We start from the raw sequence: 15826 nt of genomic DNA on the forward strand, positions 1-15826 counted from the left end.
CATGAGCTCCTCCCGCGCTTTCACCGCCCTGCTCGTCACGGCCGGGCTGTCCTCCGCTGGTTGCGTGCGCTCGTATGCCAGTGAGTCCGCGCTGTCCTTCAAGGACCTGGACTACTCCACCGAGGGCACGAAGCAGCCCTGGCCCGTGCACCGCGTGGCGCTGCCGGATGTCTCCGCCCGCTACAGCCTGGGCACCGCGCTGCATGTCTCCTACGTGGACCTGCCCGCCGCGTCGCCGGAGGCGAAGACGGTGGTCTTCGTGCACGGCCTGGGCTCCTACCTGAAGTTCTGGCGCGCGCAGCTGGATGTCTTCCATGCGCAGGGCTACCGCGTCATCGCGCTGGACCTGCCCGGCTATGGCAAGTCCGACAAGCCGGCCACGTTCCCGTACACCATGGAGGCCATGGCGGATGTGGTTCTGGAATTGACGCGCGTGCTCGGCGTGGAGAAGCCCGTCCTCATGGGCCACTCCATGGGCGGGCAGACGTCGCTGTCGTTCGCCATCCGCTACCCGGAGTCGCTCAGCGCGCTGGTGCTGGTGTCTCCGGCCGGCTTCGAGAAGTTCACCTGGAAGGAGAAGGCGTGGTTCGCGCGGGTGATGAGCGCGGACTTCATCAAGTACGCGCCGGAGGCGAACATCTGGGGCAGCGTGCGGCAGGGCAACTTCATGCACTGGCGCCCCCAGCTCGAGTGGCTCATCGAGGAGCGCGTGCGGCTGGCGAAGACGCCCGAGTTCGACGCCTACGCCTACGCCAACGTCCGCACCGTGCGGGGCCTGGCCCACAACGACTTCGTGCGCGACAACCTGGGCCACGTCACCGTGCCCACGCTCATCGTCTACGGCACGGATGACCGGCTCATCCCCAACCCGTTCCTCCACGGCGGAGAGACGCGCGACATCATGGAGTTCGGCGCGTCGAACATCCCCACCGCGTCGCTGGTGCCGATGAAGGGCTGCGGCCACACCGTGCAGCTCGACTGCCCGGAGCCCTTCAACGAGGTGGCGCTCGCGTTCGTGAAGGACCCGGCCTCCGCGCGGCCCTTCGTGGAGAAGGCCCGCGAGGACAAGACGCCGAAGCCGGGCGAGCCCGCGCCCGTGCCCGGTGCGCCGGGCACCCAGCCTTCGCCCATGCCCCAGCAGCAGGACGCACCCGCGCCCGCGGATGGCCCTCGGCCGTGATGAAGCGCCGAGGACGGCCGCATCCACTCCCCCACGGCGTGGATGGGCCGTCGTCGGCTCCGGGGCCGGCGTCGAGGACTCGGGCAGGGCGCCCCCGGCGGCGCTCGTGAAGTCAGCGGGCCGGGGGCTTGTGAAGCGGTGACTACGGAATGGTGTGGCTGCGCACCATGCTGTACTGCACCGCGGCCGTCAGGTCCTTCGAGTTGAAGTGCCCGTAGGGATAGGCCGAGTACACCTTCTCTCCCGTCTGGCCCGGGATGCGGGAGGTGTACTGGCCGTACACGATGCCGCCGTAGCCGATGATTTCATCGGCCGTGGAGTAGATGGTGTAGCGGTAGTCGCCCTCGTAGCTGCTCTGCGAGCGCAGGTCGTCCAGGTACGCGGAGCGGCCCAGCACCACGCCGAAGTAGAGGTAGCCCGGATACAGGCCGTTGGTGGCGCCGCACGTCGGCGTGGACGGGCCCGTCTGGTAGCAGGACGTGAGGCCCAGGTTGGCGCCGGCGATGCCGACGAAGGTGTCCACGGAGCCCGAGAGCGAGGGGCCCACGTTGTACGCGCCGCCATTGGCGGAGTCGTTCGCGGGGCCGCCCATGAGGGCCTTGCGCGCGAGCGTCACGCCCATGGAGTGGGTGATGATGTCCACCTTCGTCGCGCCCGTGTATGCCTTCACGGCCTCGATGAACTTGCGCACCTTCATCACGTTCGTCTTCGAGTGGTACTGGACCGCCGTCTGCATCACGTCGGCCGGGCCCCACGTCGTCGCGTACAACTCGCTGGGCTTGTAGCCGTTGGCGAGGAAGTACTCGAGGGAGGCATTCCAGCCGGACTGGCCCGCCGTGCCGGTGCCCACCGCCTTGTCCGAGTTGCCGTGGATGAAGATGACGGGTGTGTTCACCACCGTGTCGGTGGCGCTCGCCTTGCCGCCGTGACTGCCACCGACGAGGTCGGCTCGGGCGAAGTCGTAGCTGTCATAGCCGTTGGCGGTGAGCCACGTGCGGAAGTGCGGCGTGAGGCCGGCGGTGGAGACGACGGGGGATTCGACGGTGGCGAGAGGCTCGGACGTGGGCTCTTCGACGCCCTGTCCGCAGCCGGAGAGAGCGCCCACGAGCAACGGGCCCATGAGGAACAGCGAATGCCGCAATCGCATGGAGACATCCTTCGAGTTGTGGGGGTACGCGTGCCCGGATTGAAGACAGTCATCGAGCACGAGCCGCAGTGTAGAGACATCTCGCGCGCGAGTCGTCAGTCGTGTGGCCGTGCGTGGACGTTGTCGCGCCGCGTCGCGTGGTACTCAGGGGCGCATGAGCGCACGCAAGGTCGTCATCGCGAAGGCAGGTGGGTATGGGCAGCTCCGGATTGAAAACCTGAATCAGGTTTCACCTGGGGCCGGAGAGGTGGTGGTGGCCACCCAGGCCATCGGGGTGAACTATGCGGACTGCGTCATTCGCATGGGCCTGTACTCCTCCGCGAAGGAGTATGTGGGGTGGCCCATCACCCCGGGCTTCGAGTTCTCCGGCACGGTGGAGTCCGTGGGCGCGGGCGTGGAGGACCTGGCCCCTGGGGACCGCGTGTTCGGCGTGACGCGGTTCGGCGGATACGCGACACACGTCACGGTGCCGCGGCATCAGCTCTTCGCGCTGCCCTCGAAGCTGACGATGGAGCAGGCCGCGGGGTTCCCCGCGGTGTTCCTCACGGCGTACTTCGCGCTGTTCGAGCTGGCGCATCCCAGGCCGGGGGCGACGGTGCTGGTGCACTCGGCCGCGGGTGGCGTGGGCAGCGCGTTGCTGCAGTTGGGTCGCATCGCCGGGTGCCGGATGGTGGGCGTGGTGGGCGGCACTCACAAGGTGGAGGCCGCGCGAGCGCTGGGCGCGGAGGTGGTCATCGACAAGAGCCGCGAGGACTTGTGGAAGGCCGCGAAGGCCGCGGCGCCGGAAGGGTATGACGTGGTGCTGGACGCGAATGGACCGTCCACGCTGCGGGAGAGCTACCGGCACCTCGGCTCGCCCGGGAAGCTGGTCATCTACGGCTTCCACTCCATGCTGCCGCGCAAGGGAGGCCGGCCGAACTACGCGAAGCTTGCATGGGATTGGCTCCGGACGCCTCGGTTCGACCCGCTGACGTTGACCAACGACAACACCAGTGTCCTGGCGTTCAACCTGTCCTATCTGTTCGAGCGGCGCTCCGTGCTGGAGGAGAGCCTGGCGCGGCTGTTGACCTGGGTGGAGGAGGGCCAGGTCGTCTCGCCCCAGGTGACGACCTTCCCGCTGGACGCCGTCGCGGAAGCGCACAGGGCGCTCGAATCCGGGACGACGGTGGGGAAGCTCGTGCTGGTGCCCTGAGCGGAAGTCCAGATGTTTGTCTTCACGGGGACGGACGCTTGCCCGCGGGGACGATTTTTCCCCGGGGGCGATATGGCAACTGAGTTGCGCCGTTCGCTGGGGACCTGGTTGGCCAGTCATCTGGCCACCCCGCCAGGTCGTTGAACCGGTCAATCCCCGAGGAGTGTCATGACCAACAGTTGGTTGGAGAAGGTCGTCGTGTGTCTGTGTGTGGGACTGCTGGGGGCGTGCGCCCCCGAGCGAGACGGGGTCGGTGGAACGATACCGGCCCCCGCGCCCCCGACCCCGGGCGTGTCCCTGCCCGAGGTGGGGGACTACGAGGCGGTGCCGTTGGCCGCGTGCAAGGTGCGCCCGAAGGGGTCCACCACCGCCGAGTGTGGCTCCCTGGAGTCTTTCGACCTGTCCGGTTGTGATTCGAAGAGCCTGCTCGGGCTGCGGACGGAGGGGTTCTTCAACATGCGCATGCATCGCTCCGACATCGTGGAGAATGAGCTGGCCGCCACCCTGCGCCCCGGGGACTTCACGGTGGACCGCGGCGCGAGCGCGGCGCATCCGATGTTCAGACGGTCGACGAACACCTATTCGGATGGACGGGTCGCCGTGGTGGCCCAGGTGGGGTGCTCGGCGCGGGGCACGGATGTCGTCACCGGCTGCGAGCTGACGTGTATCAATGGCGTGGAGTCCCGCAGCTTCACCTTCGAGGGCACCCGGATTCGCCGCCGTGCGGGTGAGGGAGAGTCCGGAGGCGAGCTGCCGCTCGTGGGCGAGGCCGCGACCGGGCCGGGCATGGCCACGGATGTCTATGTCACCAAGGGCCATGCGTACGTGGTGTCGCTCGATGATGTCTTCGCCGGGGACGGCGGGCTCTATGTCTTCGACATCAAGGACCGCAAGGCGCCTCGGCTGGTGGCGACGGTGCGGCACGCGAGCGAGAACTACTGGAACAGCGTCTGGGCCAAGGACGACGCGCTCTATATCGCCAGTGGAGACCGGGGCATCCTCGTGTTCGACATCTCCCAGCCGGCCAATCCCCGCTTCGTCCGAGACCTGTCCAATGGCACCCGCCAGAACGTCCACACGGTCCAGGTGGATGGCTCCCGGCTCTACGCCACGTTGATCGACCCGACGCTGGAGACGCTCATCTACGATGTGAAGAATCCGCGGGAGCCCGTGCTGCTGGGGCGCTACCTGGATGAGAGTGTCGGAAGTCTCAAGAGCATGGTGCACGACACCACGAGCTTCGAGGGGCGGCTCTATGTCAATCATTGGAGCGCCGGCATGCTCATCCTCGACCCGACCGACCCGGCGAACGTGAAGAAGGTGGGGGCGTACAAGTATCCGCGCGCGTCGAGCCATGCCGCCCGCGTGGGGCGAATCAATGGCAACCTCACGGGCTTCGAGGGGGGCGAGGGCTGGGGTGCCCACCTGCGCGTGCTCGACCTGGCCGATGAGAAGAATCCCCGGCTCATCGGTGAGTACAAGCTGTCGCCGGAGGTCTCCATCCACAACATGGAGCTCGTCGGCTCCCGGCTCTACCTGGCGCACTACCAGCATGGCGTGCGCGTGCTGGACGTCTCGGGTCCCGCCAAGCCGGTGGAGCTCGCGTACTACAACACCTGGCGGGAGACGGACGCGAACCGCGGGACGAGCCCCTGGGATGGCGCCATCGGCATCCGTGTTCCGGGGGATGGCTACGTCTACGTCGTCGACACCTCCCGGGGCCTGCTCATCTTCCCGGAGGTGATGTACACGGATATCCCGGAGGACCCCAACGAGCTCTGACGGCCTGGGTGTCTGAGAACCCATCCCTCGCGTCACCGCCGCCCGCCTCTGGAGGCGGCGGTGGCGTGAGGGATAACTCCAAACGCGAGGTGGTGCGTTGAAGGGGAGGCTTCCTCACATTTCCATAGGAACTCCCATGAGTGTGTCTCCCATCTCGTCTCGTCAGGTGCAGCAGCCCGCGATTCAAGGCACGCGTCCCGTGGAGGGGCAGCGGGCGCAGCGGCAGGAGCCCGCGGTTGCGGCGCGGGAGCGGGACACGTTCGACGCGGCGTCCGCGCCGGCGTCGGTGCTTCAGTCGTTCAACCCCCGAGGTCGGGTGCGGGTGACGACGGAGGGTGACCGGGTGGTGCTGCAGGCGGACGGGAGCATCGACCGCGATGGGCGGACGCCGCGCGGTGGCGTGCGTCTACCGGGTGGGCGCCGCGTGGGCGGGAGCTTCTCCGCGGAGGCGACGGGGCGGCTTCGGGTGGAGGTGCCGATGTCGGGGGCGACGGAGGCGATGCGGCGCGGGCAGGTGCCGAACCCGGGGGACCCGGCGTCGTGGCCGGTGGGGACTCGGGCGACGGCGGAGGTGACGACGGAGGTGGGCGGGTCGGGGCGGCTGGGCCGGGCGATGCGAGGGATTCGCGGGGCGCTGGGTTTCGACGCGTCGTTCGAGCGGAACGACATGCGGCGGTACGAGTTGGAGAAGGTGGGGCCGACGACGGTGCGGGCGACGGTGACGTCGCGGGTGGGGCAGGACGATGGCGTGGGGGTTCGGGGTGTGGGGATGGACCAACGGCAGACGCTGACGCGGACGCACAGCGCGGACTTCGACATCTCGTCGCCACAGGGGATGGAGGCGTATCAGCGGTTCTTGCGCAGTGGGGAGCTGCCTGCGGCGGGGGGGCCGGGGGTGGGCAACGTGCGGCGGGAGGACAGCCGCGAGTCGAACACGGGGCGGAGCGTGGCGGGGCGCAGGGGGCTGGAGGGGAATGACCGCGTCCGGGTGACGACGACGGACGAGGGCAGCCGGGTGGAGACGTCCACGGATGCGCCGGGCCTGGGGTCGATGAATCGCGAGACGACGGTGGGGCCGGAGGGGGCGCGGTCGGTGACGAACATCAACGGGATGGTGACGGGGACGACGGTGACGCCGCCGGGTGGGCAGCCCACGACGACGTATCAGTTGCGGTTCCAGAATCCGGAGGCGGCGCGGCTGGCGCGCATCGCGTTCAGTGGGGATGCGAGCGTGACGAATGGCGACCCGCTGTCGGTGAATCTCACGGAGGCGCAGGCGCGCCAGCTCGTCGAGCGGACGCTGGGGCGACAGGGGCTGGGCGCGGGCCGGGAGCCGCTGGAGCATGCGCTGCGCGCGGTGACGCAAGGAGGAGAGCGCGCCTTCGCGCAGGCGCTCTACCGCGCGACGGTGAGCCCCGGGAACAGGGACCTCCAGCCGCTGCCGTCGACGGGCATGGAGTGACGGGGCGTTAGAGCGTGGGGAGTGCCCGCATCGCGTACGGAGTACTCACGAGCGCCAGGCGCTCAGGTGTCCAGACCCCCGTGCTCGAGTCGAGAAGCAGTTCTCCGTGTCGACGAAGGAGCAGGACGGTCTCTCCGCCAAACAGGAGGGTTGCGTCACCTGGGATGTGGAGGAGGACCGCCAGGACTCCTTGAAGCACCGCTGTCATCGCGGCGTGCCGGTGTCGGGCATCCAGCCAGAATTGAAGGTCCACGGAGGGCGCGAAGCCGAGCGACTCTTCCACCATCGCCTGGCTCATGGACGCGACAGGACCGGCGGCGAGGAGGAACCCAGGGCCTGTGACTTCGCCGCTGGGGCCAGGTGGAGCCGAGCGCAGCGCGAGGGCGTCCATCACCACCTCCAGCACCTTCTCGGGTGCCAGCGAGGTGGTGATGCGGAAGTTGTAGTCCAGTGACATGGAGCGCCCCGAGAGGTCTCTACGGCCAGAATGGAACGATACTTCCTTCCCGGGTGATGACGATGACCTCCCGGAGGTTCGGCATCGGCCAGGCGCTGAATTGCCGCTTCAACGCCACAAGATCCACACCGCTGTCGCGGAGGTTGAGGACAATCCGGTCGGCTTGCAGGTGCTTGCCGACGGGGTTGACCTTCGTGTCGTTGATGACCGCCCAGATGTTCCGTGGACTCGAGGTGCTCGGGGCATAGTTGTCGAAGATGCGTCCCTCGATTCGGAAGTCCGGCTCTCGCGTGGTTCCGGGGACTCGAGGACGCTGCTCGACCTTGAATCCGGCCTTGGCCAGGAGGTCCGCTGACTCGTTCTCTCTCGTCAAGGAACGGAGGGTGGCCTGGTCATCTTGAGGGGAGATGCGCGGCCTGTGGCCACTGGGGTTTGCGTTCGGATGACGGAGGACAGCCGGAATCCGCCCTCGCGTGCCGCGACCGCGGTGGCCTGGGTGTAGCCAGGGAGGGTGGGGGCCTTCTGGGCCAGCCCCGCCGTGCTGCCGATGGCGGCGGTGGTCAGCATGACGAAGACTCGCGCGGCATTGGCTCCCATCACCTGGCCGTAGCGCTCGCCGGCCGCATGGAGCTGGTCGAAGCGGGTGGCCATCGCGGCCTCGTCCGACAGGCGAATCCATCCTCGGATGAGCCCCCACACCGTGTCGTAGCCCAGCCAGGCAATGAGGCTCGCCGTGAGGACCGCCGCCGCGCCCTTGGATACCGGCTCTGGCAGCAGCCAGAGCGTCAAGTACACGGCCATCGACGTCACGATGGCGGACCGCACCGCCATCGGGTCCGCCATGCCCTCCAAGGACTCGAGGGTCTCGTCCCATACGGAGTCCAAGGCGATGGAGAGGGCCAGGGTTCGCCTCCCCGCATCATCCAGGCTGCCACCTCCGACCAACAGGTGCAGGCAGTCACCGGGCAGCCCCTTCCGCTCGCACCAGCGCCGGTAGGACCGGGTCAGTTCATCAGCGGCCGGAGGGGTGCCCTTGGTTCTCCATGTCTGTCGTACGAGTCCGTGCGTGGGCGCAGGGACGTCGCGGGCCAGTTGCGCCAGGGCCTCCTCGAAATCGTCGGCGTCCACCTCCACTGGCGTTGCTGGCCGAGGGATGAAGGTGAGTGGCGCTCCTCCTCCTGTTTCGAGGCGCACGATGCGCGGAGCTCCACTGCACCCCATGGCCAGGAGCAGCCCCATCCACAGCCATCCCGAATGAGGCAAGCGCGACATCCAGCCCCCCTCCGGCTTGCGCAGGGCGAGCCGGAACCGTGCATCCATCTCCACGGAGAAGACACGCTTCCGGTCGGATGCGTCCAGGATGCCGCGGGTTCCATGGGCAGCTCACGGCCTGTCCCCAGCGGCTTCGACAGCGAGGCCCACGTCGTCCAGGTCCTCGCGCATGACGCCCCGAGCGCTTGCTCGGCCCGTGGCTCACCGCGGGCGGGACGCGCTCCCAGCGCTCGGCTACCGTGCGGGCCATGCCCATCGTCCATGACTGGCTGGCCCGCCGCGCGGCCCTGGACCCGGAACACCTCGCGCTCGTCGACGCCACCCGGGAGGGGCGCCGCATCTCCTATCGCGAGTGGAACGACTCCGCCTCGCGCACCGCCGCCTGGCTGCACCACGTCCTCGGTGTCCAACGCGGCCAGCGCGTCGCCGTCCTCGCTCACAACCGTGTCGAGACACTCGACCTGCTCTTCGCCTGCGCGAAGCTCGGCGCCCTCCTCCAGCCCCTCAACTGGCGCCTCAGCCCTCCCGAGCTCGTCGGCATCCTCGCGGACGCGGAGCCCTCCGTGCTCGTCTACGGCCCGGAGCTGCGCGCGCTCGTCGACACCGTGCGCTCCCACGCGCCCTCCGTGCGCCACTGGCTCTGCGTGGAGTCCGCCGGCCCCGGTGAGCACGCCTTCTCCGAGCGCGAGCACGCGCCCTCCACCCCGCTCCCCGCCTTGGAGCTCGAGGCCGATGCGCCCTGGGTGCTCTGCTACACGGGCGGCAGCACCGGCCTCCCCAAGGCCGCTGTCCTCACCCACGGCTCCCTCACCGCCAACGCCGCCAACACCGTCGTGAGCTGGGGCCTCACCCCCGACGACGTCGCCGTCCTCAACGCCCCCCTCTTCCACACCGGGGGCCTCAACGTCTTCACCCTGCCGCTCGTCTACGCCGGCGGCGCCTCCGTCGTCTGCAAGGGCTTCGACGTCGAGCAACTCTTCGACCTCGTCCACCCCGGACACGTGAGCCTCGTCTTCGGCGTGCCCACCATGTTCATCGAGATGCAGCGCCACCCGCGCTTCGACTCCGTGGACTTCTCCCGCCTCAAGCTCCTCGTCAGCGGCGGCGCCCCCTGCCCCCTGCCCGTGTTCGAGCGCTTCTTCGCGCGCGGCGTCGCCTTCAAGACCGGCTACGGCCTCACCGAGGCGGGCCCCAACAACTTCTGGCTCCCGCCCTCCCACGTGCGGAGCAAGCCCGGCTTCGTCGGCGTGCCGCTCTTCCACGTCGAGGCCCGCATCGAGGACGAACAGCACCCCGGCGACGTGGGCGAACTCCAACTGCGAGGCCCTCACGTCTGCGCCGGCTACTGGCGCCGCCCCGAGGAGTCCGCTCGCGCCTTCACCCCCGACGGCTGGCTGCGCACCGGCGACCTGGCCCTGCGCGACGAGGACGGCTGCTTCCGCATCGTGGGCCGCGGCAAGGACCTCATCATCTCCGGCGGCGAGAACATCTACCCCTCCGAGGTGGAGAGCGTCCTCGCGGGCCACCCCGACGTCTCCGAGGTCGCCGTCATCGGCGTGCCCGACCCGAAGTGGGGCGAGACACCTCGCGCCATCGTCGTCCCTCGCACCGGCACGGCGCCCTCCGCCGAGTCCCTGCTCGCCTTCTGTGAAGGCAGGCTCGCCCGCTACAAGACGCCCCGCTCGGTGCGCTTCGTCGACGCCCTGCCGCGCACCTCGGCGGGCAAGGTGGACCGCCGCGCGTTGACCGCCACGCAGGGTGCGCCCTGAGGCACTCTCTTCTTCCAGGTCCGTCATAATTCGTCATCAACGAGGGGCGCGCCCAGCGGCTCCTCGGAGGCGCCGGGGCTCCTCATGGCCCGGCGGGAGCGCGGGCCTGGGGCCACTCGCTCCCGGGCGACGGCCCCTGGCTGCTACCTTCTGGGTGCGAAGGACCTTGGACGTCGGAGGCGCACGCGCATGGAGCAGCTCAACCGTACCGGCCTGGAGGAAGGCACCATCCAGGTCCTGCTCGTCGAGGACGACGAGCGACTGGCCCGCCTCACCACTCGATATCTCCATGAGCATGGGCTCGTCGTCACGGTGGCCGCCACGGGCAACGACGCGCTGCTGGAGTCCCAACGCCACGTCTTCGACATCATCCTCCTGGACCTGATGCTGCCCGGCCGCGACGGGCTGGCCGTCTGCCGCGAGCTGCGCGGCCGCACCGACGTCCCCATCATCATGGTCACCGCGCGCGCCGAGGAGGGGGACCGCGTGCTCGGCCTGGAGACCGGCGCGGACGACTACCTGCCGAAGCCCTACTCCTCCCGGGAGCTGCTCGCGCGCATCCGCGCCCAGGTCCGCCGCGCCCGAGGCCGCACGGGCCCGCCGTCGCAGCCGGTGCAGACGGGGCGCCTGGTGCTGGACCCGCGCAACCTCCGTGTCACGCTGGATGGAAAGCCCCTGCACCTCACGACGTACGAGTTCAGCCTGCTGCGCGTGCTCGCCGAGCGCGCCGGCCGGGTGCTCAGCCGCGAGCAGCTCCTGGACCTGGTGAAGGGCAGCTCCGACGAGGTGTTCGACCGCTCCGTCGACGTGCACATCTTCCGGCTCCGTCAGAAGCTGGAGGTCGACCCGCGCAACCCCCTGCTGCTGAAGACGGTGCGAGGCGCGGGCTACATGCTCGCGTTGGGAGGCGAGGGGTGAGCCGTCCCCGGACTCCCGGCCGGCTGCTGCTTCGCATCTACCTGGTGGGGCTCGCGCAGTTCGTGCTGGTCATCACCTCGTTCTACCTGGCCCGGCACCTCCTCCTCGACCGGCCGTTGCGCCACGGCTTCCAGCGCCAGGCGGCCTACAACATCCGGGAGTGGGGCGAGCTGCGGGATGAGCCCGTGGCGCTCCAGGCGTCGCTGGACCGGGCCGCGCGGCTGCTCGAAGCCCGGGTGACGCTGCGGGACGTGTCCGGGCGGCTCATCGCCACCAACTCCTCGTCTCCGGCGCCCATGCTGACGCCGTCGGAGCTGGACGTGCTGGCCTCGAGGGGCGAGCACCGCACGGGAGGCCGCGCCCCGCACGCCTTCACGCTGCCCATCCCGGAGACGGGCCCCATCGAGGCCTACGCCACCATCGTCTCCCGGACCCCCGAGCCCGCGCGGGGGAAGATTGCCCTCTTCGTGGGCGCGGTGGTGCTGGTGACGGCCATCACCTCGTTCGCGCTGGCGCGCATGCTGGCCCTGCCCCTCCAGCGCCTGGCGGACGTGGCGCGAGAGCTGGGCGAAGGCAAGCTGGACACACGCACGGGCCTGCGCCGGCGGGACGAGCTGGGCCGCGTGGCGGAGGCCTTCGACGAGATGGCCGGCCGCATCACCCACCTGCTGCGCTCGCAGACGGAGCTGCTCGCCAACGTGTCCCATGAGCTGCGCACGCCGCTCGCGCGCATCCGCGTGGCGCTGGACCTGGCGGAGGAGGGCGACGCGGCGATGGCGCGGGAGATGCTCGCGGACATCACCGAGGACCTGGCCGAGCTGGAGCGGCTGGTGGAGGACGTGCTCACCACCTCGAAGCTGGACCTGGCCTCGGAGGACACGGGCACGCCGCCGTTGCGGCCCGAGCGCGTGGAGGTCCAGGGGCTGGTGGAGAAGGCCGCCTCGCGCTTCCGCACCTCGAGGCCCGGGCGCGTGCTGGAGGTGAGCCTGGACGGGATGATGCCCACGCTGGACGCGGACCCGGTGCTGCTGCGGCGCGCGCTGGACAACCTGCTCGACAACGCGGGCAAGTACTCCGAACCCGTCTCCCCCGTGCGGCTGCGCGCTCGCGTGGGCGCGACGGGCAAGCTCTCCCTGGAGGTGGAGGATGACGGCATCGGCATCGAGCCGGAGGACCTGTCGCGCGTGGGCACGCCCTTCTTCCGCACGGACCGCAGCCGCGCGCGCCGCACCGGAGGCGTGGGCATGGGTTTGGCCCTGGCCCGCCGCATCGTCGACGCACACGGCGGCACGCTGACGCTGGAGAGCACGCCGGGCCAGGGCACCACCGCGCGCATCGACCTGCCCGTGCCGACGCCTCCCTCACGCGCCTTGGATTGACACGGGCTCCGGCGACTCCACCCGCCGCATGTCGACACGCGGGAACGGGGATACAACCCTGGGGGGCGGCCCTGGCGGTAGGACTCTCCGGCACCGTAGGAAAATTGCCGCCCGACGTCTCAGGTCGTCCCCCTCCAGGCCCTCTTCCTCTGGATTCAGGGGGCCGGAGAGCGCCTGGAAGACGGGTCTTCCGTCGAGGAAAAGGGTGGGGTGAAGAGGCCCTCCGAACCCCGAAAGTCTCCCTCTACGACGGTAACCCGCTGGGTGAACAACTTGAGGCTGACCCGACAAGTTCTGTCTGTCTGCCTCTATACGTCCTATGCCGTCGGCCAAACGTTTCGGGTCGGTAAGGCATGGACAAGAAACTGGCAACCACCATCGGAGCGGCGGCGAGAGCCGCGCGGACGCGGCTGGAGCTCACTCAAGCTGACGTGGCCGAACGCATCGACGTGGCCACGGAGGTGTATGGGCGACTGGAGCGAGGAGGCATGCTGCCCAGTGTGCAGACATTGCTGAAGTTGTGTCATGAGCTGCATGTCTCCGCGGATGAGCTGCTGGGGCTCGCCGCGCATGGCGCCGCGCCCACGCGCTCCAGCGAGCCGTCGTCATCTCCTCCCGAGCGACCTGAAGTCCGTCGCTTGCTTCGCACCGTGCGTCAGCTCGAAGCCCCCCACGTGAAGCTGCTGGGGCTCGTGGCCAACGCCCTGGGCCGGCGCTGAGCGCGCTGCCCGGCTGAAGGGCGCCGGCCCGCGCCCGACCTCTGATTCACCCTTCACCTCCCACCTCACCCCCCGCGTCGGGCTCCACGCCCCCCGCGGCGCAGGACCCCTCGTCTCCGCGGTCGAGGCGTGAAGCGCCGCTGGTCAGCCGCGGCGGGAGGCTCAGGAGCGCGTCTCCTCCCAGGAGACACCCGCGGTGGCGAGCAGCAGGCGCGCCTGCGGGTGGCGGGACGCGAGCACCGCCTTCAGCATGCCCAGCACGGTGGTGAAGGCGAGCAGGCCGAAGCCTCTGCGCGGCCAGAAGCCCACGTACCAGCGCACGTGGTCCGCCATCACCTCCGGCCGGCCCTCGTCGAGCGCATCCGCGAGATAGGACAGCTGCAGGCGCAGCTCCTCCTCCAGCCGGGGCAGGTCCTCCGGCGTGAGGTAGAAGCGCAGGCGCGCGGTGGCGGCGTGGGACAGCTCGGGCGCGTCGTCCTGGAGCCGGCGCGCGAGGCCGGAGGGGTAGTGCAGCGCCTCCCGTGCGACGCGGAGGTGCTCCTGGGGCTCGGTGCCGGGCCCGAACCCCTGGGCCTCCAGCGCGGCGCCCAGCCGGAGGAAGTGCGTGTCGAGGTGGAGCGTGGACAGGCCCCGGGATATCCGCAGGGCGCGCAGCGAGTGGACGTAGCTCTCCATGATGGAGGGCTGGTGCGCGTCGAGCGACTGGACGAGGTGGCGCACGTGGGCGCGCACGTCCTCGGCGCCCTGGAGCCGGGCACGCTCGGCGCCTTCACGCGCTTCCCAGAACGGGTCCTGGTGCAGGGCCTCCAGGGTGGCCTGGACGAGCACGTCGGCGCGCGCTTCCACCTGTCGGCTGAGAGGCGGCTCCATGTCGATGACTCAACCCCTGGGCGCGCGCATGGCGGACCGTGCGCGGGGCGGGCCGTCGTCGCGTGCGAGCGGATGGGGGATGCGGTCTTCAGTCACGGATGTCACGCGCACGCGGAAGGAAAAGGACCGGAAGGTAGTGATGGGGGCTGGCTTTGCGACAGTCAGGGGCCCTGACGACGGGAGGTTTTCATCGACAACCTGACACTGACTCTAGGCGAAGGCGACTGCCCGGCGGGCGGACGGGCCTGTCGTTTTTGCCGGAGCGTGCGGGTGGAGTGGGGTTGGGTCGGAGGGCGGAATCGAGGTAGGGACAGAGGCGGAACAGGCCGGTGACAGTTTTCCGGGGCACCGGTGTTCCTTTCCGCGAAACAGGGAGGCGCGACGCCGGTGTCTATCGATGTGGAGGCCTACTACCGCCGATACGGCCCCCAGGTGCTCCGGCGCTGCCGCTTCCTCCTTCGTGACGAGGAGAAGGCCGTGGACGCCATGCACGACGTGTTCGTGCAGCTCTTGCGCTACCAGGGGGCGCTGAAGGATGCCGCTCCCTCCAGCCTGCTGCATCGCATCGCGACCACGGTGTGTCTCAACCGGCTGCGCGGCGCCAAGCGCCGGCCCGAGGACCGGGAGGATGAGCTGGTGCTGCAGATTGCCTCCACGGACGACACGGAGTCCCGCGCCAGCGCGCGGGGGATGCTGGACCGGCTCTTCGGCCGGGTGCCCGCGTCCAGCCGGGACATCGCCGTGCTGCACCTGGTGGATGGGATGACCTTGGAGGAGACGGCGCGCGAGGTGGGCCTGTCCGTCTCCGGTGTGCGCAAGCGCCTGAGGGCGCTGACGTCGGTGCTGCAAGAGCTGGAACTGGAGGCCGCATGACTTCCCCACAACGCACTCCGGACTGGCTGTTGGAGCGAATCGCCCTGGGGGAGCTTCCCCCGGAGGAGCTGGCCGCCGCGCGCGCCCGCCTGGAGCAGGAGTCGGACGGCCCCGCCCGGCTCGCCGCCCTGAAGGCGGACTCGGCCGCCACCCTGGAGCGGCTGCCGCCCTCGCAGGTGACGCACGAGGTGGAGGCGCGCCTGCGCCGTGCCTCCGTGAAGAAGGAGGCGCCGGCCCGCTCGCCGTGGTTCACGTCGGCCCTGGGGCTGGTGCCGGTGCTCGCCGCGCTGGCGCTCTTCGTGGTGGTCCAGCCGGACTCGGCCACGCTGGAGGACCCGGGGACGGGGCCCGTGGCGGGCCTGGGCACCGAGCCCACCCGCTCCAAGGGCCTGACGCCCAAGCTGGAGGTCCACCGTCAGCAGGGCCGCGGCGATGAGGTGCTCGCGGATGGCGCCACCGCCGCCGCCGGTGACGTGGTGCAGCTGGCCTACGTGGCGGCCGGCCGCACGCATGGCGTCATCCTCTCCGTGGACGGGCGTGGCTCCGTCACGCTGCACACGCCGGAGCAGGGCGTGGAGGCCGCGGCGCTGGCCCCGTCGGGGACACACCGGCTGGCGGGGGCGTACGAGCTGGATGACGCGCCGGGCTTCGAGCGCTTCTTTTTCATCACCGCCGAGCAGCCCTTCGAGGTGGAGCCCATCGTGGAGGCGGCCCGGAAGCTGGCGGCCTCCCCTGACGCTCACACCGGGGCGCTCTCGTTGCCCGAGGGCTTGACGCAGGTGTCCTTCACGCTTCAAAAGTAGAAG

The 15826-nt window shown here is 69.9% G+C and carries 15 protein-coding genes; 10 read left to right on the plus strand and 5 right to left on the minus strand.

Going from position 1 to position 15826, the window contains the following annotated elements; all coding sequences use genetic code 11:
• Nucleotide 1: 1 nt before the first annotated feature.
• A complete protein-coding gene (locus MYSTI_RS01105; RefSeq protein ID WP_015345845.1) occupies nt 2–1180 on the plus strand; it encodes an alpha/beta fold hydrolase in 1179 nt (392 codons plus the stop codon).
• A gap of 142 nt (nt 1181–1322) precedes the next feature.
• Here the strand turns inward: MYSTI_RS01105 and MYSTI_RS01110 are convergent, their stop codons facing one another.
• Nucleotides 1323–2327, minus strand: a complete 1005-nt coding sequence (locus MYSTI_RS01110; protein WP_015345846.1) for an alpha/beta hydrolase family protein — start codon at nt 2325–2327, stop codon at nt 1323–1325.
• Nucleotides 2328–2481: 154 nt separating this feature from the next.
• Here MYSTI_RS01110 and MYSTI_RS01115 point away from each other — a divergent pair, with 154 nt between their 5' ends.
• The 3 genes from MYSTI_RS01115 to MYSTI_RS01125 all read left to right on the plus strand — a co-directional run bounded on the left by MYSTI_RS01115 (nt 2482) and on the right by MYSTI_RS01125 (nt 6763).
• Nucleotides 2482–3519: a synaptic vesicle VAT-1 family membrane protein gene (locus tag MYSTI_RS01115; RefSeq protein WP_015345847.1), complete on the plus strand. Its 1038-nt coding sequence runs from the start codon at nt 2482–2484 to the stop codon at nt 3517–3519.
• 168 nt (nt 3520–3687) lie between these two features.
• The gene (locus MYSTI_RS01120; protein ID WP_015345848.1) at nt 3688–5301 is read left to right on the plus strand and encodes an LVIVD repeat-containing protein; all 1614 of its coding nucleotides are present in this window, start codon (nt 3688–3690) and stop codon (nt 5299–5301) included.
• Between the two features lie 136 nt (nt 5302–5437).
• On the plus strand, nt 5438–6763 hold the full coding sequence (locus MYSTI_RS01125; protein WP_015345849.1) for a hypothetical protein: 1326 nt from the start codon (nt 5438–5440) through the stop codon (nt 6761–6763).
• A 7-nt stretch (nt 6764–6770) separates the two neighbouring features.
• Here MYSTI_RS01125 and MYSTI_RS01130 read toward each other — a convergent pair whose 3' ends face one another.
• Genes MYSTI_RS01130 through sitA5 form a run of 3 tightly spaced genes read right to left on the minus strand, consistent with a single transcriptional unit; the run spans nt 6771 to nt 8540 of the window.
• On the minus strand, nt 6771–7220 hold the full coding sequence (locus MYSTI_RS01130; protein ID WP_015345850.1) for a SitI3 family protein: 450 nt from the start codon (nt 7218–7220) through the stop codon (nt 6771–6773).
• Between the two features lie 19 nt (nt 7221–7239).
• On the minus strand, nt 7240–7593 hold the full coding sequence (locus MYSTI_RS01135) for a CdiA C-terminal domain-containing protein (RefSeq protein ID WP_015345851.1): 354 nt from the start codon (nt 7591–7593) through the stop codon (nt 7240–7242).
• Nucleotides 7590–8540 carry a SitA5 family polymorphic toxin gene (gene sitA5 / locus MYSTI_RS01140; RefSeq protein WP_015345852.1) on the minus strand — a complete coding sequence of 317 codons (951 nt, stop codon included), beginning with the start codon at nt 8538–8540 and terminating at the stop codon, nt 7590–7592. The genes MYSTI_RS01135 and sitA5 overlap by 4 nt, the downstream gene beginning before the upstream one ends.
• Nucleotides 8541–8740: 200 nt before the next feature.
• Between sitA5 and MYSTI_RS01145 the strand changes: the two genes are divergently transcribed.
• From MYSTI_RS01145 to MYSTI_RS01160, 4 genes are all read left to right on the plus strand, one after another.
• Nucleotides 8741–10261, plus strand: a complete 1521-nt coding sequence (locus MYSTI_RS01145) for an acyl-CoA synthetase (protein WP_015345853.1) — start codon at nt 8741–8743, stop codon at nt 10259–10261.
• Nucleotides 10262–10450: 189 nt separating this feature from the next.
• Nucleotides 10451–11179 carry a response regulator transcription factor gene (locus tag MYSTI_RS01150; protein WP_015345854.1) on the plus strand — a complete coding sequence of 243 codons (729 nt, stop codon included), beginning with the start codon at nt 10451–10453 and terminating at the stop codon, nt 11177–11179.
• Nucleotides 11176–12558 (plus strand): HAMP domain-containing sensor histidine kinase, encoded by a 1383-nt coding sequence (locus MYSTI_RS01155; RefSeq protein WP_015345855.1) that lies wholly within the window; start codon nt 11176–11178, stop codon nt 12556–12558. The genes MYSTI_RS01150 and MYSTI_RS01155 overlap by 4 nt, the downstream gene beginning before the upstream one ends.
• Before the next feature lie 353 nt (nt 12559–12911).
• The gene (locus MYSTI_RS01160; protein ID WP_015345856.1) at nt 12912–13277 is read left to right on the plus strand and encodes a helix-turn-helix transcriptional regulator; all 366 of its coding nucleotides are present in this window, start codon (nt 12912–12914) and stop codon (nt 13275–13277) included.
• A 162-nt stretch (nt 13278–13439) separates the two neighbouring features.
• Here MYSTI_RS01160 and MYSTI_RS01165 read toward each other — a convergent pair whose 3' ends face one another.
• The gene (locus MYSTI_RS01165; RefSeq protein ID WP_015345857.1) at nt 13440–14147 is read right to left on the minus strand and encodes a hypothetical protein; all 708 of its coding nucleotides are present in this window, start codon (nt 14145–14147) and stop codon (nt 13440–13442) included.
• A gap of 387 nt (nt 14148–14534) precedes the next feature.
• Between MYSTI_RS01165 and MYSTI_RS01170 the strand changes: the two genes are divergently transcribed.
• Both MYSTI_RS01170 and MYSTI_RS01175 read left to right on the plus strand, forming a co-directional pair.
• Nucleotides 14535–15020 carry an RNA polymerase sigma factor gene (locus MYSTI_RS01170; RefSeq protein WP_015345858.1) on the plus strand — a complete coding sequence of 162 codons (486 nt, stop codon included), beginning with the start codon at nt 14535–14537 and terminating at the stop codon, nt 15018–15020.
• The gene (locus tag MYSTI_RS01175) at nt 15017–15823 is read left to right on the plus strand and encodes an anti-sigma factor (RefSeq protein ID WP_015345859.1); all 807 of its coding nucleotides are present in this window, start codon (nt 15017–15019) and stop codon (nt 15821–15823) included. The genes MYSTI_RS01170 and MYSTI_RS01175 overlap by 4 nt, the downstream gene beginning before the upstream one ends.
• The last annotated feature ends 3 nt before the right edge of the window (nt 15824–15826 follow it).

This window comes from Myxococcus stipitatus DSM 14675, assembly GCF_000331735.1.
Lineage (GTDB): Bacteria > Myxococcota > Myxococcia > Myxococcales > Myxococcaceae > Myxococcus > Myxococcus stipitatus.